The organism is Psychrosphaera algicola (assembly GCF_028401425.1).
Classification (GTDB): domain Bacteria; phylum Pseudomonadota; class Gammaproteobacteria; order Enterobacterales; family Alteromonadaceae; genus Psychrosphaera; species Psychrosphaera algicola.
The window spans coordinates 4,408,499-4,432,213 of the sequence record NZ_JAQOMS010000002.1 but is presented as its reverse complement, the minus strand read 5'-3'; the positions used below and the strand labels follow the sequence as shown (position 1 = coordinate 4,432,213).

Below are 23,715 nucleotides of genomic sequence, written 5' to 3'. Positions count from 1 at the left end.
GAAACAAGAGCGGCTGTTGAGAAAAGTGACTCGCCTTTAGGCGAAAAGCCGCCTGCAAGGCACAAGTACCACGTCAGTATGGTCGACGTAGTCGAAAAGCTGCCTGCAAGGCAAATTATCCTAAGACTTACCTTTAAACTTCCTAATACGTTCTACGTATCCACGAACTATTGATACATCAAGCGGTCGGCGTTGTTCGTCTAACACTTTAGCGCCAAATTCTTCGGCAATTTTCTTTGCTGCATTGTGCATCATATTAAACGTTTGTAGTGGTTCTAAGGCATTTGGTAATGTCATAAAAATAGTTAAACCACGGGTTGAGAACTGCTCCATATTGTCTGGATCAAAAGTACCTGGATTAAACATGTTAGCAAGACTAAACAAAATTTCGCCCTGCCCTGAATTTAGTTCATGGCGGTGGAAAAATTCCATTTCACCAAATTTGAAGCCAAGTGTAAGAAGTAGAGGCAACAGTCTCGCGCCTTCAATAACAGCACCTTCTGACTTATCGACAAACAGCATCAGCACTTCTTGTGGCGGTTCAGGCTCGGTTTTAGGGGCGTCAGTCGCTTGGAATGAAGGCTCTGTTTTGAATTTTGGCTCAGACTGAGTTGGTGTGCCAGATTGCATAGACCCACCATCAGCGTGTCGGGTTTGGTTAAAGGACACAGATTCGTCGACATCCATTTTAGAAATGTCTTTGAAAACAGGTTTTGCTGGCGCAGGTTCATCTGTAACGTCTGACCAATTACCTAGCTTTGGTTCTAGGTCATCAGGGTCTACTTCACCATGACGCAGATCGGCACGGACGATATCGTCAGAATCATCATAATTAGTGGTAAACTCTGTAGTTTGCTCAGTTTTATCACCAACATTTTGAAACAGCTCATTTTGCGGTTCAAACGTAAGCGTTTCGGTGCTTATGGCTACATCCTCAGCTTTTTCTTCAGACGGGTTTTCTTGCGCTTTATGGTAAATCGAATCCACATCAACATTCATAACAGGCAAGCCTTTGTTACCACTCTTAGCTTGCAACTCATTAAAGTCCATTTCCATTTGCTGTAACTTTAACGCTTGGTTTTCTTCGCTTAATTCGTTTTCTTCAATTTGCGGCTCTACGTCGTCAACATATTTACGTTTCCGCTCTTCACCAACTGCTTTACGTACCGTCCAAACACCGTGCAGTATTACCGCGCCGATGGCTAACGATCCCAAAAGAATGAATGCTAATCTTAGTTCTTCTGCCATGTGATAAAAATACCCTTATGAGGCTTCCGCCATTTTTACTGCTTCCTGAATGTCTACCGCGACAAGTCTTGATACACCGGGCTCCTGCATAGTGACCCCGGTTAGATGGGTAGCCATTTCCATTGCAACTTTATTATGACTAATGAAAATAAATTGTACTGTTTCTGACATTTCTTTAACCAACTTACAAAATCGACTAACGTTCGCGTCGTCAAGTGGCGCATCAACTTCATCGAGCATACAAAATGGTGCCGGATTCAGTCGGAAAATAGAAAACACCAATGATAATGCGGTCAACGCTTTTTCGCCACCACTAAGAAGGTGAATTGTCGAGTTTTTCTTTCCAGGTGGTCGCGCCATTATGGTAACACCTGTATCTAACATGTCATCTGCGGTTAGTTCTAAATAAGCCGTACCACCGCCAAACACCTTAGGAAATAAAATTTGTAGATCCGTGTTTATTTGCTCAAAGGTTTGCTTAAACTTAGATCTGGATTCGCGATCAATCTTTTTAATTGCAGACTCTAATGTATCCAACGCGGCGGTCAAATCATTAAACTGATCATCTAAGTAGCCTTTTCGTTCTGCTTGTATGTCATATTCTTCAATCGCGGCTAAATTTATAGCCCCCAAACGAGAAATAGAATTAGTGGTTTTTTCTAACTCAATAGTCCATTTTTGCTCTTCGGCTTCGGCTGGCATCCCATCTAAAATAGGCTTCAGCGGTTGATCCATGTCACTGAGCGTTTCTAACATGTTTTGAGCTCTAACCCGAGCGCCTTCACTATCGAGTTTTATCGATTCAATTTCACTGCGCATTTTATCCAGTTTAGCCATTACGCCAGACTGGCCCTTTTCCAATTCGGCAATACTCTGCGCAACCTCTGCTAGTTCAGCTTGCAGTATATGTAATTGTTCTTCCTGCAGGATTTTTTGTTCGAGCAACGCTTCTAACTGTATCTGCAATTCAGCGGTTGGGTCATCACTTTTAGTTAAGCTTGTTTCAAGTTCGACAAAACGAGCTTTCAATTGCGACTGATGCTGATGAGCACGCTGAATGTTGGTGCGTGAAACGTCGAGTTGAGATTGAATATTTTGACATTTCAATTCAAGCTGATGTTTTTGGGTTTTCGCTAAATCCACTTGATGCTTGGCCTGTTTGACTTGTTCCGACAGACTTTGTTTGTCGTTCTCAAGTTCAAGTAACTGACTTTCATGTTCAAGGTGTTGCGTTTCAACTAATTCAAGTTCTTGTTCTAAACCCCAGATCTGAGTTTGTTCTTCTTCTAGCTGGATAACGATGGTTTCAGCTTCTTTGTGTAATTTGGCAATCAACAATTTATGTTGTGAAAGCTGCTGTTCTAGCAACTTAACTTGCATTTGCGACTCGGCACTTTTTTGTTCCAACAATTGACGTTGTTTTTGTAAGTCATGGAGATTATTCTCCTGTGACCTATGCATTTCGCGAGCTGCGATTAACGTTTGGTTAACGTCCTCTAAAACATGCTCTTGTAATTCAACTTCAATTGTAAGCTCAGAGATCTGCTGTAGTCTTTTTAAAACTCCACTCTCAACGCTAGAACCGTCATTGCTAGTTGATTGACTCGGTCCTGTACAACTCCAATTTTTGCCTACCCACTGCCCATGTATTGTAACGGCACTTTCAAACTCGTTACTCTTAACAAGCTCCAGCGCTTGCTCTGTGGTTTCAGCAACACCAATTGAATTAAACCATGACGGGAAACTGCCGGCTTTCACTTTAGTCGCAATTGAATTAGGTACCGAAGTGAGAACGTCATTAATAACAAACTGACCATTTATTTGAGATTCAGGAAGGCGGTCGACTAAAATAGGCGAGCCCATATAACTGACCAAATTTTCAATAGCGTAAGCCCAATTAGATTCAACTTCTAGCTGCGTTAAAAGTGGACCTGAATTGACCACATTGCTGTCTGCCAAAAGCTCAGCTATTTTTCCAGTGGATTGTGACTCATGCTCAATCTGCCACTGCTTTAAGCCATCGAGCTTGGCTTGCAATGATACCAACTGATTATTGGTGGCTAAATATTGTTGCTCAGTTTCCGTTTTATTTTGCGCTGCGCTATTGAGGGTCGTTTGTTGCTCGTCAATGGCAGATGCGGACTCCACAAGACTTTCGGTTAACAGTGCTAATTCGTCGTTGCACACCGATAATTCTTGTTCTATTGATTTAAGATCAAAATCTTGAATTTCTTTAGTTACTTCAGCTTGACGTTGGGTCAATCGAGCGGTTTGCTGTTGATGGCCTTGAATTTTAGTCTTAACAACCTGACTGTTTTGTACGGCATTGGCTGCTAACTTTTGCAACTTCTCCCATGCAGTTTGTCTGCTGTCAAATTTGTGCTCCGCATTTGCAAGAGTTTCCAAACCTTCTTCTAATTGTTCATCGACAATAGCTTGCTCAGGCTCTATAAAGGCCAAAGACTCTTCGAGCGTGTACAAGCTTTCCTGTTCGACTTCAATATGTTGTTCTGCATCTTCTAGAGCCTGCTTCAGCTGAGCAAAGTCTTCGGTTTGTTTTTGTCTGTTTTCTGTCGCAAATACTTTTTGCTGTTCGACACGAGTGATTTGATTGCTTAATTGAAAATCCTGTTGCTGCGCGGCTTGAATATTGTCGGACAATGTTTGGTGTTGCTGTTTGTATTGCAACATCCCCAGTTCACCGCCCCGTTGCTCAGCGATAAAAGCTTCTAGCTGTGCTTCTTTTTCTAGTCGGTCTTTTTCATAAACATTAAGTTGTTCATTGTATTTGTGCCACTTTAGCGCGTACAACTCGGCCTTTAATTTACGTTCGTGCGCTTTTAATTCTTTATATCGTTTGGCGGTCGCCGCCTGACGCTTTAGTTTTTCAAGTTGGGTGCCTAACTCTTCCCGCACATCTTCGAGTCTGAGTAAGTTTTCGCGAGTGTGTTTTATTCGGTTTTCAGTTTCCCGGCGACGCTCTTTGTATTTTGAAATACCTGCCGCTTCTTCGATAAATACTCGAAGCTCCTGAGGCTTAGATTCGATGAGTCGTGAGATCATGCCCTGCTCGATAATAGCGTAAGAACGAGGACCTAGACCTGTTCCTAAGAAAATATCGGTAATATCTCGGCGGCGACATTTAGTACCATTCAAAAAATAGGTGGACTGAGCGTCTTTATTAACTTGGCGTTTTACGGAAATTTCAACGCGGTCAGCCAAATTGCCTTCAATTCGCCCCTCGGTATTGTCAAAGACTAATTCAACACTGGCTTGGGAAACAGGTTTACGCTTAGTAGAACCATTAAAGATGACATCGATCATGGCATCACCACGAAGGTTTTTAGCAGAAGACTCGCCTAATACCCAACGCACGGCGTCAATGATATTAGATTTACCACAGCCATTTGGCCCCACAATAGCGGTCATTTGATCTGGAAACGGCACCGTCGTGGCGTCTACAAATGATTTAAAACCTGCAAGTTTAATATGTTTTAAGCGCATATGGGGGTTTTGTAATTTTTGTCGTTATCGTTGAAATAATTATTGTTGTTCTTAAACAATTCAAACACGACCGCGGGCGTTTTTACCAACGGATAATATTAACCAAGCACTTTATCAGATAATATTGAATTTTGTAACATTTCAATCCTTGCGGTTACCCAGTAACTTTTATATTGTTTTAGCTACTTTAGTTTATTTTCGGTTTTGCGTTTCAAATGACAGCATCAGACGGTATCAGATTCTTTTTTAAAGGCTTTTCACTTCTTAATCAAAAAGGCATTAAGCGTTTTGTAATTATTCCTTTAGTGGTTAATTTTGTTTTATTTACGACTGCTTTGGTTTACCTACTCGACGAAATCGGGATACAAATTCAATGGATAAGAGAACAAATTCCTTCTTGGTTAAGTTGGATTGAATTTTTACTTTTCCCTATCGCCCTATTTGTGATTTTATTAGTCTTTAGTCTTGTTTTTAGTTCCGTGGCAAACTGGCTCGCCGCACCTTTTAACGGCGTTTTAGCCGAACGAGTGGAGCAAAACTGACTGGCGTAACCCTCAGCAAGATTCTGTAATGGCCGTTATTAAAGCCATTCCCCATACATTATTACGGGAATGGCAAAAGCTTGCCTACTTTATCCCGCGATTAATAGGGTTTCTACTAATCGGTTGGTTTTTTCCAATTATCGGGCAAATAGCCTGGTTCTTGTTTATCGCCTGGACGTTAGCTATTCAGTATTGTGACTATGCCTTTGACAATAATAAAGTTGAATTTGACCATATGCGCTATGTATTGAGACAAAACAAAAGTGCCTGTTTTGGTTTTGGTGCGGCGGTGTCGATTTTTACTATGGTGCCAATATTAAATTTAATTGTGATGCCCGTTGCTATTTGCGGCGCTACGGCAATGTGGGTGGAAGAACTTAAAAGCCAAACCTAGTGAATTAATCCGGCTTTAGTATAACTAACGCCGAATTTCATTTTAAATAATGCGTTTAAACACCTAGTGCCGCAGCATTTACACAAACATAGCGTCTACGTAAATGCTTGCAACCCCGTTTGCGAGCGCCCTAAGATAAGCCCATGCACATCGTACGTGCCTTCGTAAGTATTCACAGTCTCTAAATTTATCATATGGCGCATAATATGGTATTCATCGGAAATCCCGTTGCCACCGTGCATATCTCTCGACTTACGTGCGATGTCTAATGCTTTACTGCAGTTATTACGTTTGATCAAAGAAATAGCATTTGGTTCTACCTGTCCATTATCCAACAACTCCCCTACTCTTAACGCGCCCTGAAGCCCCAATGTAATATCGGTTTGCATATCGGCCAGTTTAGTTTGAAACAATTGGGTTTGCGCCAGTGGTCGATTAAACTGCTTGCGTTGTAAGCCATATTGCCGAGCCGCATGCCAACAAAATTCAGCCGCACCCATTGCCCCCAAGCAATTCCGTATCGTGCCATATTTAAACAACTAAAGGGCCCTTTAAGACCTCTAACATCCCCTAATAACGCGGAGTCTGGTACAAAAACGTTATCCATTACGATCTCCCCAGTAATGGATGCCCGTAATGACAACTTACCTTCAATCTTTGGCGTAGATAGCCCCTTTAGTCCTCTATCCAAAATAAACCCAGTAATTTTATTATCACACGCTTGGTTTTTAGCCCACACAATAAATACGTCAGCGATTGGCGAATTAGTGATCCACATTTTTGCGCCAGTAAGTTCATACCCTCCCGCAACCTTTTTAGCGGTAGTGGTCATCGATGCCGGATCAGAACCTGAGTTCGGCTCAGTCAAGCCAAAACACCCAATCCACTCTCCTGTAGCCAGTTTGGGCAAATACTTTTGCTTTTGCGCTTCACTGCCAAATTCGGCGATTGGGTACATTACAAGAGAAGACTGCACGCTCATTGCACTGCGATAGCCGCTGTCCACACGCTCGACTTCACGGGCGACTAAACCATAACTTACATAACTAATGCCTGAACAGCCGTACCCTTTTATCGTAGCCCCTAATAAACCAGCTTCTCCAAATTTCCGCATTATCGTCGGATCAAAATAACCTTCTCTATTGGCTTGAATAATAGTGGGCATTAACTCTTTTTGACAAAAATTGTTCGCCATAGATTGAATGATCCGCTCATCTTCACCAAGTTGGTCCGACAGCTTTAAGATATCTTGCCAATTATTAGATAATAAATTGCTCATTTGCTCGCTCTTACAAAATAGAGTGTTTTTTACTCGGTAAAAAACGCCGCCGATTAATATTAACTGCTATCATTTTGTTTATTTTAATTGACCATTAGCCCATATTAGATAAGCTTATCGTTTGGTTATCAAAAATAAATACAAATTTGTTGTTAATACAGTATGAGTACTAATAATTAGGTATGCAAAATATGAATGGAAAACAAGACCAACGAACGTTAGATGAAAAAGTATTTGGAAAGCTTTTAGTCTATATAGGGATATTACTGCCGCTATCGATAGGCCTTATCGTGTTCGTATTTTTTGAGTATGGACAACTTTCTGCGGGCCAAATTGGACAAGTCGGCGACTTTTTTGGCGGCTGGTTAACGCCGGTTATCTTAGCATTTACGTTATTGTTACTTATCTTTACTATTCGTTTTCAAATCCATCAACTCAAAGTCACACGAGATGAATTAAAAGCCTCGGCTGAAGCTCAAAAGAAAGCGGCGCAGGCCCATACTGCGATGTTGAAATATTCCAAACGCAGCTTCGAACTAGATTCTAACGCCAAAGGGCTTGTTAATTTAGTTGCGCAGTCAGATGACTTTTTAAATACAAAAGTTAACCTTTATATCGATATCATCAATTTTGATAATAAGTTACCTGACGATATAAGGCTCTTCAATGTTCTTGATATTTGGCGAAAAGAGATCGAAAGCGGCAACAAAATGCAAATGAAGTGTCGTAATGATCGTGATAAGCAACACATCGACAAATACTTACAAAGCCTCAACAATGAAATTTATGTATGCCAGTCATTGGTGAAAAACGATGGTTGGGTATATTTATCTCCTTACCTCAACTCGATTTCAGAGCATATTGAAGCATCGGTTATTTTGTATAAAGTTGGCCTGATAAGTGACAAAACCATTTGGCGTATCAAACAAGCTCTCAACGGCTTGCATAACAAAGTGTCTCATATCAATAGCCAAGGCGTTGTGCTCGACGACGAAATTATTGCCAAGATGGTAAAAGAGATATTTAAAGAATTATTGATGTCGATCCCAACACCGGAAATGTTTAGATATTCTGATCAACCAAAACCAGTTGTCCCAGCAAAACCAGAAGTCGAAGCAGAAAACACCGACTTAGAGTTCATTTCTTCAATTCAACCGCCGGACCCTAAATCAAAATCGTAACTGAATCGCGATAAATCGCTTAAAAATGTCCTGTTGTATTTTGCAACGGGACTTTTTATGCCACTACTAACCCCACCATTCCGAGTAAGTTTACCCCTAACGCCTTAGCACTTTTAATATCAATCCCGTTATCTAAATTAGATAACCGTATAAGCAAAAATGCTATTTATCATAACGTATTCTTATAACCATCCCTTTTACCTTGACGTTTTTTTGTACTATAAATCTAAATTAGTTTTCAAAAACAATAACAAAATCATGGAAGATAATTGTATGTTAATTGACGAAGACGCGTCTTTTCAGCTAGAGAAACATTGTATCTATTGTCTACACACTGCCGATTTAATTGTTAACGGTAAAGTAAAATGTAACTTAGATAATTTAGAGTCCCTCGTATTTCTTCATCTCATCAAAAACAAAGATAAACTGGTCACTTACGAAGATTTACATCAATTTTGGAACAATCGATACCTTGGTGAAGGCGTAATTACGCGGGTCATTTCTAACTTACGTACTAAGTTACGAACGGTTGGCTGTTTAGAAATTAAAATACTAAACAAGCATAAACGGGGTTATATTCTGACCGGTCCTATTGCTAAAACATCAAACAAACCAAAGCTTGATTTTCAGCTACCCCGCTCTTTAGTTACTAACCTTATAATAGGCGCATCACTGATTGTTATGTTAGCGGTTTATTTGCCTGACCGGTTTAATCAAAAGTTAACCTTACCTGCTCAACTAAAAACTTCACAAACATTGTTAGCAGAACCCAAGCTAATTCAGCAGGTGGCGATTAGTCCAAGTCAAAAACTCGTCGCATATGCGTCGCCCCAGAAAAGTGGGGGATTTACCGAGCTAAAAATAATAAATCGACTCGACGATACAAAAATTAAGTTGGTGGATAATGGCTCATTATATTCGCCGGTTTGGTTATCTGAATATCAACTCCTATTTCGGGCTGTTAATCAGCATGACTGCTTTGTAAAACAAGTGGAGTTGTCAACAGAGCTAGAAATATTAAGTATGATTAACCTTTTTCGATGCAATGAAAAAGCGATTGCCAACTCCCTATCTCTCTATAAACAAAACAAACTATTGCTAACAAATGCCAGCCTAGGTTCATCGGGTAATCGGGTCACATTTGCTGATTTAACTGGGCAAGCGTGTAAAGCCATCGAATTTCCAGAACTAGCTGGTCAAACGATTTACAACATCATTACCCATGAAAATTCGCCGGAAGTTTTCCTTTTGGCCACTTCCGATTGGCAAACCACAAATGTAATTAAAACCTCTATTGAAAGTAACTGGCAGACAACTTGGCAGATAACCTCGACTGAGTTTCTCAAATCAGCTGCTTGGAATGGCAAGGACCTCATCGTCAAACATACTAAAAATAGCTTAATGAAATTTACATGGGAGAAAGACATACTTGTTGCCGAACAAGAACTCGAACTAAATTACAATTTATACGCTGGCTTTCATTCACCTATCCATACAAAAAATGGCGTTGTGGTGATCAGCGATAACAAAAATACTCGTACCTTGTCTAAAATCGAGGTGAATAGCCGTTTTCGTGAAAAATTAATTGAACTGCCTTCTGACATTACCTTTTTAGAAAAACACCCAAAATTAGGTTTATTGTTTAAGGACACCCGTAACCCAGAGTTTACCCAGTTATCGACATGGAATAGCAATAAAAAGTCGTTCGAGCCAATCGTAGACATCCCCGAACAATTTGCCGCAGTAAATATGTCAATAGATCCCACTGGTAACCAAGTGGCGATTGAGTCAGACCACAAAATTGTTTTAGCAAATATTATAGGACAACGGGTGGATATCGATAACTATCAATACATAGAGGGCGATCAACCTCGATTTATCTCAAACAAACTATTTTTACATTCCACGATCGACGGCATTGATAAAGTACTGCAAGCAAATACATTCGACTTAGATGCGCCGCCACAATATATTGCAACCGCCAAGAATATTGCGCAGTTCGATAACAACCTAATTTATTCACACCAGACAAAGTTAGGAATTTGGAAACATAGACGCCCCTTTCAAACCTTGCTGTTGAATACAAACTTTCGGGTTACTGAATTATTAGCAGACGATAATATTCTCTATTTTAAAATGGCTAATGGTGAGCATATGATATATATCGACGGTCAAAAACGGCCCGCTCCCGTTGAACCTAATGAAGACATCGCTGATATCGACGACAATTATCTATACGCCGTAGCAAAAGCCAACGGACCATCTGAATTGTTGCTACTAAAATAAGTGGTGCAATTGTTCAATTTATTATGGTAAAACCTGAATGTATTAGTAGAATTTACAAATAGATAAAGTCTAGTTATAAATAGCGTTGTTAAAACCTAAATAGGATAAACAGATGAAATTTGGATCAAAATTAGTAATTACCGCCTTATTAACTGCGTCAGCTGCAAGTGTTATAGCAGAGCCAGCAAGCTCTCAAAAACAAGCAAACAAAGCCGTTGAATGGCGCCAAGCGATGTTTCAGCTAATTGCGAGTAATATGGGCTCATTAGGTGCAATGGCCAAAGGTAAGATCCCAGTAGATGCTGCTACTGTTGAAAAAATGCAACTCGTATTAACCAACTTGCTAATATGATCGACGACTATACCTCGGTTGATACGCGAAAGTTTGATGTTAAAACAGAAGCTTTAGGTAAAGTCTGGGAAGACAGAGCTGATTTTGACAAAAAATTCAAGCTCTAATTAATGCGTCAAGCACACTTGCTGAAAAAGCTAAGTCTGGCGACACAAGCGCCATTAAATCGGCAATCGGTGGAATTGGAAAAAGCTGTAAAGGTTGTCACGACGTCTACAAACAAGATTAATAGTCGTTTACATAAACGTCGATAGAAACTAAGTGGTACATGAATATCTTGTACCACTTATTTCACCTCTCCCGAGCTATGCCGCACTTCATTTGTCTGCTTAGGTAAATTTAATACCACTCTTCAATTACAGGCGCGTTTAACACAACGAGCCAATAAACAAACAAGGCCGCAACGATTACGACGACGAGCGCAATAACCAGCTTAGAGTGTTGAATTTGATGTTCTTGCACAATGCCTTCTTCGAGTTTACGGCCTGTAAACATCGCTTTGATTAAATTTTGCTTTTTGCGGAATAAATAATAAAACGCCGCAAATACATGAAACCCAATAGCAACGAGAATGACATTAATTAGATTATGGTGAATAGTCGACATAACGGCATCTACCGAGTCACCTAACGCCCCTGAATAAGGTCCTGTGGTAAATATCTCATCATCCATAAACAAGCCACTAACAGCTTGCATGGCGATTGCAGATAACAAAAATACCACCATCAAACTCCCAAGCGGGTTATGGCCTGCGTATGTTTTAGTCAAATTATCGTTTACTTTTGGGTTAACTAAAGACCGTCCATAGCGCCAAATATCTTGAGGGTTAAGATTTAGCGATTTAAATAAAGCATAGCGAGTCCCAACAATCCCCCACATTAGGCGAAATGTCAAAAGGGCCAAAACGACATATCCACTTCGCAAATGCCAGTCGATAAACTCGCTACCCAATTTTGCAAAAATAAAACTCGCAGAAAACGACAAAACTAATAGCCAGTGGAATAATCGTGTTGGTAGATCCCATATCAGTACGCTATAGGTGCCATTTTGTATCCTTAACAACAGGTTAAAAATTAACGAATAAACGCTAAATAGAATGACTTTATTTTAACTGAAGTGGTTTTAAATGAAAGTTAAGAGTAGTCGCAAAAATAATAGTTCTGGAAATGGAGTTGAGTGGTAGTTCCCGAGCGAGCCACCGGCAAGGAACCACCGAGGGAGATGGTACAAAATACATTCCTAACGCCGGACTAAATCCACCGTCGATTTAAAGCTGCATACCTTTAAATTCTAGCGGATAGCAAATATTGACTCAACCACTGATTGATAATTTTTCATCCGTGAATTCACAATTATTTAAACAATATTGTTAAGGTAAAATTAACTTACTAAATATTGCTTTGCTAATGGTGAAACATTAAGCTCAACAAGGTAAATCCGGCATAGACTTACCTGTTGATTTTTAAAACTGAATTTAGAAGAATTTTTAGCTAATTTTGTTATGAAAACACTGCATTTCTTCGCCAATTTCTTTACGCATATCCATTAATCGAATAGCAGATTCACGTTGAACAATGTCTTCTTCTTCTACTGGTTCCCACTGCGGAACTTTTTCTGGCTGACCATTTTGGTCAACAGCCACCATAATAACGATACAGGTTGTAGTTGTTCTGCGATTAAGTGACTTTGGATCACAGGCATTTACTTCAATTGCAATATGCATTGAGGAAGTACCTGTGTATACCACTTTGCCGCCACTTCAACTAATGAACCCACATGAATTGGTGCCACAAATCGAATGCCACCAGCATAAGCGGTAACGCAGTATCGACCACTCCAACCAGCGGCACACGCATAAGCTGCAAGGTCAATCCATTTCATTACCGCACCACCATGCACTTTGCCACCAAAGTTGACATCTTGCGGTTCAGCTAAAAATCTCAGTTTAATATCACGTTGTGATTGACTCATCACTCACTCTTTCATAATTTGGTTCAGATATTGAAAAGAATATACTAATAAATTATAAATGAACAATTTCCAACAGTTATAACTAACAACTGGTTTTTTCATACTGCTGTAAATTTAGTAATAACCAAACCAATATTTAAACTTTTCGGTTCAATATTGGTTTGCAATTTGCCAATCAATTGTTTCCAACGACGGTTAATAAGCGCTAAATTTATAAACTATCTGACGCTGATACTCTTCACTAAGGTGACAATAAAATACTAGGAAAATGCGGTTGATTTGTGGCATCAACATAATCCTAGCATTCTAAGCAAACCCCCTGATAAGGCCTGAATGGATCATCTAAAAACTTACCGGTATAAAGCTGAATCGATGGCTGATCCGTCATCACTGTCATTTTAACTCGATTTTTAACAGAACGAAGTTCGGCTTTAATTTCACTTTCAGGTTTTAAAACAAAGCAAGTATCGAAGCCCTCTTCATTTTTTACTTGAGCAAATTTATTTAAATCGATTAGTTCGGCAATTGAACGGCCTGCGGCAAAGTCCACGCCCATATCGTCAATATTAAGTAATTCACCCGTTGGAATACCCGCAGAACTGCGTTCTAAAAAGCCATCTGCTGATAACTTGAGTTGCAGATCAAAACAGCTCTTTTCACCCAAATTAAAGTAAGCGTGGTTGGTTAAATTAAGAGGCGTCTTTTTATCTGTTATTCCCCAATAATCAATGGTCAACGCGCCGTTTTCAGAAAGTTGATAGGTCACCGCCAGTTGCACATTGCTAGGAAAACCATTGTGACCGTCGCTGACATCTAAAGTGAATTTAGCATACTGCGCGGTCAAACTGTCTTGCTCTAGCTGCCAATATTGCAACGAAATGTTGTCATCACCGCCGTGTAAGCAGTTATCTCCATCATTAGCAGGTAACGTATATTGTTGCCCATCAATTTCAAATTTAGCATTTTCAATTCGATTACACACTCGGCCACACGTAGCGCCAAGATAAAATGGGTCCGATACAAACTCTTTGGTTGTGTCGTAACGGACGAGCATTTCCTGCAACTTATCAATGACAGGGTATTTTACCGAAGTGATCCTCGCGCCAAAATTGACTAAAGTCACTTCCATACCGATGTCATTTTTCAATACTGTTTTAACTAATTCCGTCATCTTTTCTGTACCCGTTTGGATTCCCAGACTGCCAACGCCACGTATCTACCATCATGTCGTCTAAATTACGTTTGGCCTGCCAGTCTAATTCTGTATTCGCTTTTTCGGCATTTGCCCAAAAAGCCGCTAAATCGCCTGCCCTACGTGGCGCAACGTCAAACGGTATCGTTTGTCCGGTCGCCTGTTCAAATGCGTTAACAATTTGGAACACGGATATACCTTGTCCAGTCCCCAAATTAAACGCCTCAACACCCGCAAAGGTATCGTGTTTATGTAACCAATTTAATGCAGCAACGTGGCCTTCAGCTAAATCCATTACATGTAAATAATCGCGTTCGCAGCTCCCATCTTTAGTTGGGTAATCGTCGCCAAATATATTTAGCTTATCTCTTTTACCAACAGCAACTTGTGCAACAAACGGCAATAAATTATTTGGAATACCTTTTGGATCTTCGCCAATTTGACCACTTTCATGGGCGCCAATTGGGTTAAAGTATCTTAGAGATACCCCTCTAAATTTATTATTTGCTAACGCAAAATCTGCCATTACATTTTCAACCATGACTTTACTCGTGCCATAAGGACTTGAAGGCCGGCCTAATGTCATTGTTTCAACATATGGCGCTGTGTTTTGCTCTCCATATACTGTGGCTGAACTGCTGAAAATAAAGTCCTGTACCCCAAATTTTTCCATGACTTCTAATAAACAAATAGAACCATGCACATTGTTCTGATAATAACTCAGTGGAATTTGAGATGATTCACCAACCGCTTTTAACGCCGCAAAATGGATAACTGACGTGATCTTGTGTGCAGTAAACACCGAACTTAATTTTTCTTTATCGCGAATATCACCTTCAATAAACTCGACTGTTTTGCCAGTAAGCTGTTTAACACGAGTGAGTGATTCTTCACTTGAATTACATAAATTGTCATAGACAACGACGTCGAAATTTTTATTAAGAAGAGATAAAACGGTATGTGAACCGATATACCCGGCACCACCTGTAACTAGAATTTTCATGTTGGACTCATCTAACATTAAAAAGGCCGAGAGCCGGCCTTGTTGATTTTGAAGTGAAATTCTGGAGTATTGATACGCACGGCAAATAAAGTAACAACGCAAATCCATCTACGCTTTACAATAAACACAATACTCCAGAACTCACACACACAAAACATCAACAGGGACAATTTAGCGATATTACAGGCTAGTGTAATTTACCAAATCACCTGTCCCCGTTACTTTTATTTTTATTTCTATTTGGAATGGAAGGCACCATCCTTGGCAACACACACATAAACGTCTGCAACTAATCCCGATTGTGATTGATACAATTCAGAAATCGTTGCTTTAATATCGTCAACTAGGTCATTTGGTGCAAGCGCGACAACACAGCCACCAAAACCACCGCCCGTCATTCGAACGCCACCTTTGTTACCTAAAACTTGATGAACGATATCCACTAAATAGTCCATTTCTGGCGTTGTGACCGCAAAATCGTTTTTAAGCGATAAATGTGAATTACGCATTAATTCACTCATTGTCGCCATATCATTTGCTTGCAGTGCAACAAGGGCAGCTTCTGTTCGGTCGTTCTCAGTAACCACGTGTTTAGCACGTTGGTATAATTCAGGTTCAATATCTGACTGCGCCGCTTCTAATTCTGCTAAGCTTACATCACGAAGCGCTGGCTTATTAAAATACGCAGCTACCGCTTCACACTGCTTTCTACGCGTGTTGTATTCACTGTCTACAAGACCACGTTTTACATTAGAATTGATGATAACCAATGCCATATTTTTTGGAATTGGTGCATGTTTAAACGTTAAGCTTCGGCAATCCAATAACATCGCATTGCTTTCTTTACCCATCGCAGAAATAAGTTGATCCATAATGCCGCAGTTACAACCTACAAATTCGTTTTCTGCTTGCTGCCCCATTAGCGCCGCTTTCACGCCGTCTAGACCTAGCTGATATAATTCGCTGAATGTTTTTAAAATCGCAATTTCAAAACTGGCTGAAGAACTTAGTCCAGCACCTTGAGGTACGTTACCAGTGACAACGAGGTCGGCACCTTTAATTTCTGGGTTGGATTTAAGCAGTGCTAACAAAGTACCACCAACATAATTCAACCACATTTTGTCTTCATCAAATTTGATGTCTGTTAACGAAAATTCAGCGCTTTCGCCGTCACAATCTACCGCTAACACACGCACTGTTTGGTCATCACGAGTTGACGCTGCGATGTTAGTCCCGAAGTTAATAGCCGCTGGCAATACAAAGCCATCGTTGTAATCAGTGTGATCACCGATTAAGTTAACTCGTCCAGGACCATGACAAATGACTGCCGGTTGGTATCCGTATTGCTGTTGAAAAATTTCAGTTAAGTTTGTTTGTTGAGACATTATGCGCCCGCCTTATAATGTACAGAAGAAACGTCTTTTAGACGTGTTGCGGCTTGTTCAGCAGTTAAATCACGTTGCGATTCAGCCATCATTTCATAACCAACCATAAACTTACGAACCGTTGCTGACCGTAAAAGTGGTGGGAAGAAACTTGCATGTAACGTCCATTCAGCATGTTCTTCACCGTCGTAAGGTGCACCATGCCACCCCATTGAATATGGGAAAGACGAATTAAATAGATTGTCATAACGAATCGTGATCTGTTGAATAATATCCGCCAGCGTAACTTGCTGCTCGGCCGTTAGTTCAGTCATGCGTTGAATTGGGAATCTAGGTAATAATAACGTTTCAAATGGCCAACCAGCCCAATACGGAACAACCACAACCCAGTCATCATTTATGACAACGACACGTTCGTCAGCGTCTACTTCACGTTGAGCATAATCAGCTAATAAATTACGGCCATGTGCTTTTAAGTACTCGGCTTGTGCATTATGTTTTTTCTCAACTAATGTCGGTAATTGTTGTTGCGCCCAAATCTGTCCATGTGGGTGTGGATTAGAACATCCCATCATTGAACCTTTGTTTTCAAACACTTGTACCCAGTTATAGGTTTTACCTAAATCTTCACATTGGTCCTGCTAAGGCTTTCACAACTTCGGCGATTTCTGCAACTGACAATTGAGGCAATGTTTTACTGTGATCTGGCGAGAAACAAATAACACGGCTTTCGCCCTGCTCTGTTGCCATTTTAAATAATGGGTCGTTTGTTTCTAACTGCGGTGTATCTGTTTTTAAGGCTGCAAAATCATTTTGAAAAACAAACGTTTTTTCATATTTGTCATTCACTTCACCATTAATACGAGTATTACCTGAACACAAAAAGCACTTTTCGTCATAAGACGGCTTTTGGTCTTCGTCTAACGTTTCAACTTGGCCTTGCCAAGGACGTTTCGCACGGTGTGGAGAAACCAGCACCCACTCATTAATTAATGGATTATAACGACGATGTGGATGTTCAGTTGGATCAAATTCATTAGCCATTTTTAACACTCGTTTTGGTTTTATTAACGATGAATATGGAACTAGGGTAAACGTTTACATTTTTAACGTCAATTAACTTTTGAAAATAATTTTTAAATCTCCAATAACAATTAACTGACCGTTGGTGTCGCAAGACAAACTTTTTGCAATAACGAAAGGCTTAGAGGTATGATGGCCGGCATCGGGTTAACCAGCGGATTTAAATCAGTTTTCAATGTCCACAATAAAAGATGTCGCAAGAATAGCAGGCGTGTCCATCGCCACCGTTTCTCGGGTTGTAAATAAGGGCCCTAAGGTCGGAGAAAAAACCAGAAACCGGGTATTAAAAATCATGCAGGAAATTGGCTACATGCCTAATGCCAATGCCCGTGCTTTAGTGACTCAAAAAATACCACCATTGGTGTTGTGATCCCTGATTTAACTGACCCATTTTTTGCTTCCCTCGCCCACGGTGTTGACAAAATTGCCCGTGAAAAAACATGCAAGTCCTGTTAAGTACGGGATTGATAAGTGAAAGTTCTGAACGTCAGGCAATAAACTTATTATTGGAACGACGTTGTGATGCTGTGGTCATTCACAGCAAAAATTAAGTGACGACGAGCTTGTTGAATTATCAAAACGGGTGCCGGGATTAATACTCATTGACCGATTTATCGAACGGATTAAACACCGTTGTGTCTGGCTTGATAACGCGGAAGGTGGAAAGCTTGCCGCACGCCATTTATTAGCAATGGCGCATAACTCTTTTGCCAGTATTACCAGCCAATACGAAATTGACGATCCTTTATTACGCCTTCAAGGATTTAAAGACGGTATCCTAGATGCTGGTTTTACATTAGAAAACAAATTAATCGCAAAACAAGAGCCTACCCTCCAAGGTGGTGAAATAGCCGCTCAAGAGTTACTCTCACAAAACATTCCGTTTTCCGCTTTATTTGTCTACAACGATGCCATGGCCATTGGCGCAATCTCTACGTTTGAAGATAACGGTTTTCGTGTTCCCTAGCGACATTTCAGTGATCGGGTTTGATGATGTTTTACTGTCTCGATATTCGCGGCCTAAATTGACCACATTAAATTATCCAATTGAAGATATGGCTGCAAATGCGGCGTTATTGGCACTTGAATATAGGGAGTCACCTGAGCAATATTCAGCCCCCGAAGGTCTTAAATATCTCCCGAGTTTAGTGACACGAGAGTCTACAATTCGTAACAAAAGCCGCTAATTCAGGTTTAATTGCTCAGTAGCAGCTGCTTTACGTAGTCCTTTATTATCGGTAGTCTTACAGGTTCAAATTGGTTTTTGGATCACTATGTATGGATGCGGCATTGTTCGAGTTTTTATTTAACACATTTTTATTTATTGGCTTAATTGTCGTATTAAAAGACCGGAAAAATGTAAAACGGCTTTTAATCGAAATAACGAAGTTAAATGACCTAGTTAACCTTCAAAACGATAAGATTCGAAAACTGGAACTTTCCGCGATACTCGCGGCCAAAGATCGCGATGAGCCTAAACCAACAAAGAATACCGAAGGTTTAGTCGATAACACGCCTGCACAACCAACCCCCGCCGCTATGAGCTTTGAGCTTCCGCCAGCTATTGAAAAAGCCAGCAGCATGAAGCAACTCAAACGAATCCTGGGCAAATAACGATCGTTCAAATCAAGCGGCGGTGCAGTCACCAGCAACAGATGCAGCAAGGCCATCGACACCGGGGCAAACAACAAAACAGCAAACCAACATGGATAACGATGCTTCAGGATTCAGTATCGACACACTATTAAGTGGCAATGGGTTATTCTGGCTTGGTGCCATCATATTGGCTTTTGGCGGTATCTTTTTAGCAAAATACTCAATCGAAGCGGGATTATTACCGCCAAGTATTCGGGTCATAATGGGGAGTTTGTTTGGTATTTCTTTAATTGGATTGGCTGAATATATTGATAGAAACAAAGCCAAATTTCATATTACATCGCCTATTATTTCCGCAGCAATTGCTAGTGGCGGTTTTATCACCTGTTTTGCGATGACGTTAGTTTCGTTTGATTTCTATCACTTTATTCCTGCAAATATCGCATTTGTTATTTTGGCCATAATTTCACTGGCCGCCGCCGGTCTTGCACTGAGGTTTGGTCCGATTTTGGCGGGCATCGGCGTGATTGGCGCATATGCAGTTCCTGCACTCGTATCAACCGGTTCAAACAATGTTGCGGCACTTCTTGCTTATATTGGTTTTGTTTCTCTATCAGCACTATGGGTTGCCGAAACGGTAAAACAGAAATGGTTGTGGTGGCAAAGCTGTGTTGGCCATTTTAGTTGGTTTGTAGTCGCTGTGTTAATGGCTAAAAACAGTGATTTCTGGCCTGTTGTTTTATTTTCTATTATCACTTTGTACTTATATGTTTTGGCCACGATACTCGGCTGGAAACTGCAGCATACGCTGTATCGAGCGTTAACGATTAAGCAACTGCTTATGCCAAGACGCGAACAGTTGGTAGTTGTATTAACCACCCTATTAGTCTCTGTATTTTTAGCGTTACATGCAAAAAGCGACTTTATTATTTGGACCAATATTGTCGTTGTAAGTGTATTTTTTGTCGCGGCTTCACGTCATAGCGCCTTAGATACTTGGCCATATTTTGGGCTGTTCATTGCCTTTATTTCGTTTAGCCTTTGGCCAAAAGGCATTAACTTTGACGACAACTTGTTTCCATTCTCGGGCCGGTTTTTATATGTTCAAATCGCGGTGTTAGTGGGCATGTTATTTTGTGGTTATATGATTAAACGCCACCCCAAAAGACATAGCTATTTGTTGTTGCTCGTTGTCACACCATTGGCTTTATTTGGGATCAGCTATATTGCAGCACCCTCTGCCGCGGAATCGGTGTTGTATCCGCTATGGGCCGCAGAGCTGCTGATTATTGGCGCAATAAGCAGTTTAGTCGCAACCAAAGTCGACTCAACCTTACACAAACTGACTTATCTTACATTAACCAACATGGTGATTACACTTTGTTTTACTATGTTATTAGAAGCCAGTACCTTAACCCTAGCGATTGCGTCGCAGATTGCAACAATGAGTTACTTAAGCTGGAAATATCAGGTTAAAATTCCAGATTGGTTATCCAAGGTCGCACTTCTACTTGTTACCACGCGATTGACATTTGCCCCTTGGTTAGCAAATTATAAAGACGAAACCATATTAAATATTCATTGGACAATTGTTATATATCCGCTGATTTTAGGCTTAGTTTGGTTTACGGCTAAATACAATCAATCCCTGCGATTAAAACCTTGGCTGCATGGGGTATTTATTCATATTGTTGCGCTGTTGCTAACAACAGAAACAAGTTATTTCTTAATTGGCGACTATCCAAACTTTTCAAACTTAAGCTTTGTCGAATCAACTGTGTTGGCCTTCAATTGGCTAATACTAGCAGGTGTCTATCGTTGGCGTGCGACTATTTCAAACACTCCAATAAATACAGAATCTAGTCGTGGCGACGTTGCCATAGAGCCGGGCAATCGGTTAACAAAACTCTATGTTATCGCCGCAACTGCCCTTTATTTTGGCGTAACACTTTTACACCTCGATATTTCAGTTTTAAACAACCCGTTTGTCGAAAACCAATATGTCGGAAGCTTTGCTGCAAACTGGCTTATCGTGTTATGGGCATTACCCGCCGGACTGCTATTTAGCTATTATAAATTGGGATTAATAAGTGAATCTTACAAAACAGCGATATTTGTAATAATGGGGATCTGCGCATTTATGTTTGTAAACGGCGAGATTAGAATCGTATTTAATCAAGGGTATTTGTATCTCCAGCAACCTTTTGCCCAAGCTGAGGTTTATACCTATTCCATTGTTTGGTTGGTGCTGTCGACAATCATGATATTTGTAGCCCAAACCAAACAGCGGCTCACACTTAGAAATGTTGGTTTTAGTTGTTTAGCACTTGTGATCCTCAAAGCGTTTTTAATTGACATGTCACATTTACAGGGGCTTTATCGGGCGTTGTCCTTTATTGGACTTGGACTGTCGTTAGTGGCAATTGGTTGGTTGTTTCAAAAACTCAAACCCGCTAATACCGGTGTTAATGGATCGGAAACTGAGACCTAACATAAGCGCAAAATAAAACAGGTCCACATTGGTTATATTCGTTAAAAATTAACTTTAAACTAAACAACCAATGTGGCGCTGCCATTTTTAAATTAAAAATGACGTTTTATGGCTTGCGGGCCATTAACATCTTGCCCTTGATCACTTCGTAATACATGCCACCTAAAATAATAAGAACAACGCCTAAGATACTGAATAGATATGAATAGTCTGGTTCAGATTCCGTCGCTTGCGGTTGCAGTTCAAGCTTTTGGCCTGTGACCTGCTCAACTTCACCTGTGCTGCTTTCTGCTGCCTTTGGTGGCTGTAGATCAGTTGGTTCTGTTTTTACCTGCGATGCATCAGCAGAAAACTGCGGTGCGGCTAACCCATAGCCAGCAGCTAACTTGGTAACATGTTGTTTAAGCTTTTCATTATCGACAAATAGATTATATTTTTCGACAAACTCACTGTACCGTTTGACTAGCGTTTCTAAGCGCTCGTCATTTGCCTGCCAATAGTCTTTACGCTGCGCTTCTAACATACGTTGCATCATACGAGCGAGAGCTTCTGGATTGGTTTTTTCAAACCATTCATCTAGGTCTAAATTGAGTTTGTCATCTACATAGATGTCTAGATATTCGTCCCACTGATCACTTCTAACCAAGTTAGGGTCAACGACTTGCCAACCAAAAAAGTTATCCATTCTACTGCTTAACGACACAGCACCGGAGTAACCTTCTTTCTGCATTTCCTTAATCCAACGTGGATGGAAAATACGCGTTCTAAGCTCGCGTGCTAAAAAGCGAGAGGCGTCTTCTGCTTTCGCGTTATTTGCATCACGAAGATTCGATACCACCATGTCGGGACTTGCCCCGTCTAGGTTTCGAACCGCTAAGCTTATGCCACCAAAATACTCAAATGGGTCGTCTGAACTTAACATGCCAAATACATTTGACGAACGGGAGAACAAGGCGATGTCGGTGCCTGACAACTGCTTGCCATATAGGTTAATCGGCTCGCCGGTTTTTGACGTTATTTTTTGCCCCAACGTGACTTGTCTGCGCCAAAATAAAATCCCATTTTGTTCATATAATTGTCGGCAATGACGCTGTCATTTTCCCACTTGTCACTTGCCCAGGCCAGACCATCAACACCCGAACCATAATCACCTGACTGGTTTGAAAATACGCGAACGGTCGACAAATATTCAGCATCTTCTTGTTCGACGCCCTGTGCTAATAATTCGGCTTTAACACGTTGACTGTTTTGCCATATCGGGTTGTTATCTTCTTTAAGTTCCGCCACTTGCTGCACTGCTTTCGCTAAGGCGCTGCATAACATTTGGGAACGCATCTCGATATAAGCCCGTGGCGGATAAAACAACATCAATACGAGGTCGTTTAAGCTCTGAATACGGGATCACTTCAGAACCAAGAACGCGACCGGTTTCAGACCAAATTGGTCGAACGCCCATAGCATATAAGGCTTGGGATTCTAACACCCCATAATGACGCATGGTTTCGATAGACCACAGTGAAAACGCCATCTTGTCTGGAAATTTTCCATGTTTGGCTTGGTGGTCACTTATCATTTGATTGATCAGTTCTTTACCTTGTTCAAATGCGGCTTTAGTAGGTACTTTTGCTGGGTCAAATCCGTACAGATTAAAACCTGTTGGCAGAGACTCTGGGTGACGGATGGGATCGCCACCGGTTTTTACTGGGATATATCGTCCGTCGAGAAAGTCCGATAAACTTTGCAGTTCTCTTATCTGTGTTAATCCTTGGTAAAGACTTTGCCCACGTTTAACGTGTTCTATTAATTCCTCTGGTAACTCACTTTTGTTGTTGGTTTTACTGTTTACGCCATTCACTCCGTTCGCAGCGTTCATAGTGTCCACAGCGTTCACTGCTCTTACCCCGTTCACTGCTCTTACCCCGTTCACGACGTGGTTTAACACAGTGTAAAACCCAGGTAGATTTTCAATTTCTACATTTTCAATAAGATGCTCGTTTGACTCGGTTTTGGCAGCATCGGAATTGTGCCCCAGCCCCTCGTGTAATCCGACGACGTCGTGCTCATATTCCTGTGCTAAGGCCGTAAATTTACTGCCCAACATTTGGATTAAGGTGCTAACGACCAAACGAGTCTCGGGTAACTGCCCAAAAGTATGTAAGCCCAGTGGTTGATTGGCGGTTGCGAGGGCTTCCATATGGCTGTGCAGAT

18 protein-coding genes and 4 pseudogenes are annotated in these 23,715 nt (G+C 40.8%); 10 read left to right on the top strand and 12 right to left on the bottom strand.

Features of this window, described 5'->3' with window-relative positions; all coding sequences use genetic code 11:
- Positions 1-120 precede the first annotated feature (120 nt).
- Entirely contained in the window at positions 121-1,248 is a 1,128-nt protein-coding gene (gene zipA / locus PN838_RS24380) for a cell division protein ZipA (RefSeq protein ID WP_272182322.1), read from the bottom strand.
- A 15-nt stretch (positions 1,249-1,263) separates the two neighbouring features.
- Positions 1,264-4,752, bottom strand: a complete 3,489-nt coding sequence (locus tag PN838_RS24375; RefSeq protein ID WP_272182321.1) for a chromosome segregation protein SMC — start codon at positions 4,750-4,752, stop codon at positions 1,264-1,266.
- 215 nt (positions 4,753-4,967) lie between these two features.
- Between PN838_RS24375 and cysZ the strand changes: the two are divergent.
- Positions 4,968-5,688, top strand: a pseudogene (cysZ, locus tag PN838_RS24370) (sulfate transporter CysZ).
- A 95-nt stretch (positions 5,689-5,783) separates the two neighbouring features.
- Here cysZ and PN838_RS24365 read toward each other — a convergent pair.
- A pseudogene (locus PN838_RS24365) lies at positions 5,784-6,967 on the bottom strand (acyl-CoA dehydrogenase).
- Between the two features lie 191 nt (positions 6,968-7,158).
- Between PN838_RS24365 and PN838_RS24360 the strand changes: the two are divergent.
- From PN838_RS24360 to PN838_RS27700, 4 genes are all read left to right on the top strand, one after another.
- Entirely contained in the window at positions 7,159-8,148 is a 990-nt protein-coding gene (locus PN838_RS24360; protein WP_272182320.1) for a hypothetical protein, read from the top strand.
- 258 nt (positions 8,149-8,406) lie between these two features.
- Positions 8,407-10,434, top strand: a complete 2,028-nt coding sequence (locus PN838_RS24355) for a winged helix-turn-helix domain-containing protein (RefSeq protein WP_272182319.1) — start codon at positions 8,407-8,409, stop codon at positions 10,432-10,434.
- A 112-nt stretch (positions 10,435-10,546) separates the two neighbouring features.
- Positions 10,547-10,786 carry a cytochrome c gene (locus PN838_RS27705; protein ID WP_370661065.1) on the top strand — a complete coding sequence of 80 codons (240 nt, stop codon included), beginning with the start codon at positions 10,547-10,549 and terminating at the stop codon, positions 10,784-10,786.
- 94 nt (positions 10,787-10,880) lie between these two features.
- On the top strand, positions 10,881-11,015 hold the full coding sequence (locus PN838_RS27700; RefSeq protein ID WP_370661131.1) for a cytochrome c: 135 nt from the start codon (positions 10,881-10,883) through the stop codon (positions 11,013-11,015).
- Positions 11,016-11,125: 110 nt separating this feature from the next.
- Here PN838_RS27700 and PN838_RS24345 read toward each other — a convergent pair whose 3' ends face one another.
- From PN838_RS24345 to PN838_RS24320, 6 genes and pseudogenes are all read right to left on the bottom strand, one after another.
- Positions 11,126-11,848 (bottom strand): cytochrome b/b6 domain-containing protein, encoded by a 723-nt coding sequence (locus PN838_RS24345; protein ID WP_272182318.1) that lies wholly within the window; start codon positions 11,846-11,848, stop codon positions 11,126-11,128.
- 424 nt (positions 11,849-12,272) lie between these two features.
- Positions 12,273-12,757: pseudogene (locus PN838_RS24340) on the bottom strand (acyl-CoA thioesterase).
- Positions 12,758-13,055: 298 nt separating this feature from the next.
- Positions 13,056-13,928, bottom strand: a complete 873-nt coding sequence (locus tag PN838_RS24335; protein WP_272182317.1) for an aldose epimerase family protein — start codon at positions 13,926-13,928, stop codon at positions 13,056-13,058.
- Positions 13,912-14,952 (bottom strand): UDP-glucose 4-epimerase GalE, encoded by a 1,041-nt coding sequence (galE, locus tag PN838_RS24330; RefSeq protein WP_215964117.1) that lies wholly within the window; start codon positions 14,950-14,952, stop codon positions 13,912-13,914. Before galE ends, PN838_RS24335 begins: the two co-directional genes overlap by 17 nt.
- Positions 14,953-15,188: 236 nt before the next feature.
- The gene (galK, locus tag PN838_RS24325) at positions 15,189-16,337 is read right to left on the bottom strand and encodes a galactokinase (RefSeq protein ID WP_272182316.1); all 1,149 of its coding nucleotides are present in this window, start codon (positions 16,335-16,337) and stop codon (positions 15,189-15,191) included.
- A pseudogene (locus tag PN838_RS24320) lies at positions 16,337-17,381 on the bottom strand (UDP-glucose--hexose-1-phosphate uridylyltransferase). Before PN838_RS24320 ends, galK begins: the two are co-directional and overlap by 1 nt.
- 214 nt (positions 17,382-17,595) lie before the next feature.
- Between PN838_RS24320 and PN838_RS26770 the strand changes: the two are divergent.
- From PN838_RS26770 to PN838_RS24305, 5 genes are all read left to right on the top strand, one after another.
- Positions 17,596-17,790 carry a LacI family DNA-binding transcriptional regulator gene (locus tag PN838_RS26770; RefSeq protein WP_334313445.1) on the top strand — a complete coding sequence of 65 codons (195 nt, stop codon included), beginning with the start codon at positions 17,596-17,598 and terminating at the stop codon, positions 17,788-17,790.
- Between the two features lie 213 nt (positions 17,791-18,003).
- On the top strand, positions 18,004-18,387 hold the full coding sequence (locus PN838_RS26765; protein WP_334313444.1) for a substrate-binding domain-containing protein: 384 nt from the start codon (positions 18,004-18,006) through the stop codon (positions 18,385-18,387).
- Complete coding sequence (locus tag PN838_RS26760) at positions 18,377-18,607, top strand: substrate-binding domain-containing protein (RefSeq protein WP_334313443.1); 231 nt, start codon at positions 18,377-18,379, stop codon at positions 18,605-18,607. Before PN838_RS26765 ends, PN838_RS26760 begins: the two co-directional genes overlap by 11 nt.
- A gap of 91 nt (positions 18,608-18,698) precedes the next feature.
- Entirely contained in the window at positions 18,699-19,034 is a 336-nt protein-coding gene (locus PN838_RS24310; RefSeq protein WP_272182315.1) for a hypothetical protein, read from the top strand.
- Positions 19,035-19,056: 22 nt separating this feature from the next.
- Positions 19,057-21,507, top strand: a complete 2,451-nt coding sequence (locus tag PN838_RS24305) for a DUF2339 domain-containing protein (protein WP_272182314.1) — start codon at positions 19,057-19,059, stop codon at positions 21,505-21,507.
- 106 nt (positions 21,508-21,613) lie between these two features.
- Here the strand turns inward: PN838_RS24305 and PN838_RS24300 are convergent, their stop codons facing one another.
- Genes PN838_RS24300 through PN838_RS24290 form a run of 3 tightly spaced genes read right to left on the bottom strand, consistent with a single transcriptional unit; the run spans position 21,614 to position 23,713 of the window.
- On the bottom strand, positions 21,614-22,537 hold the full coding sequence (locus PN838_RS24300) for a cobaltochelatase subunit CobN (protein WP_272182313.1): 924 nt from the start codon (positions 22,535-22,537) through the stop codon (positions 21,614-21,616).
- Entirely contained in the window at positions 22,522-22,794 is a 273-nt protein-coding gene (locus tag PN838_RS24295) for a cobaltochelatase subunit CobN (RefSeq protein WP_272182312.1), read from the bottom strand. Before PN838_RS24295 ends, PN838_RS24300 begins: the two co-directional genes overlap by 16 nt.
- Positions 22,781-23,713 carry a cobaltochelatase subunit CobN gene (locus tag PN838_RS24290; protein ID WP_272182703.1) on the bottom strand — a complete coding sequence of 311 codons (933 nt, stop codon included), beginning with the start codon at positions 23,711-23,713 and terminating at the stop codon, positions 22,781-22,783. The genes PN838_RS24295 and PN838_RS24290 overlap by 14 nt, the downstream gene beginning before the upstream one ends.
- Between the last annotated feature and the right edge of the window lie 2 nt (positions 23,714-23,715).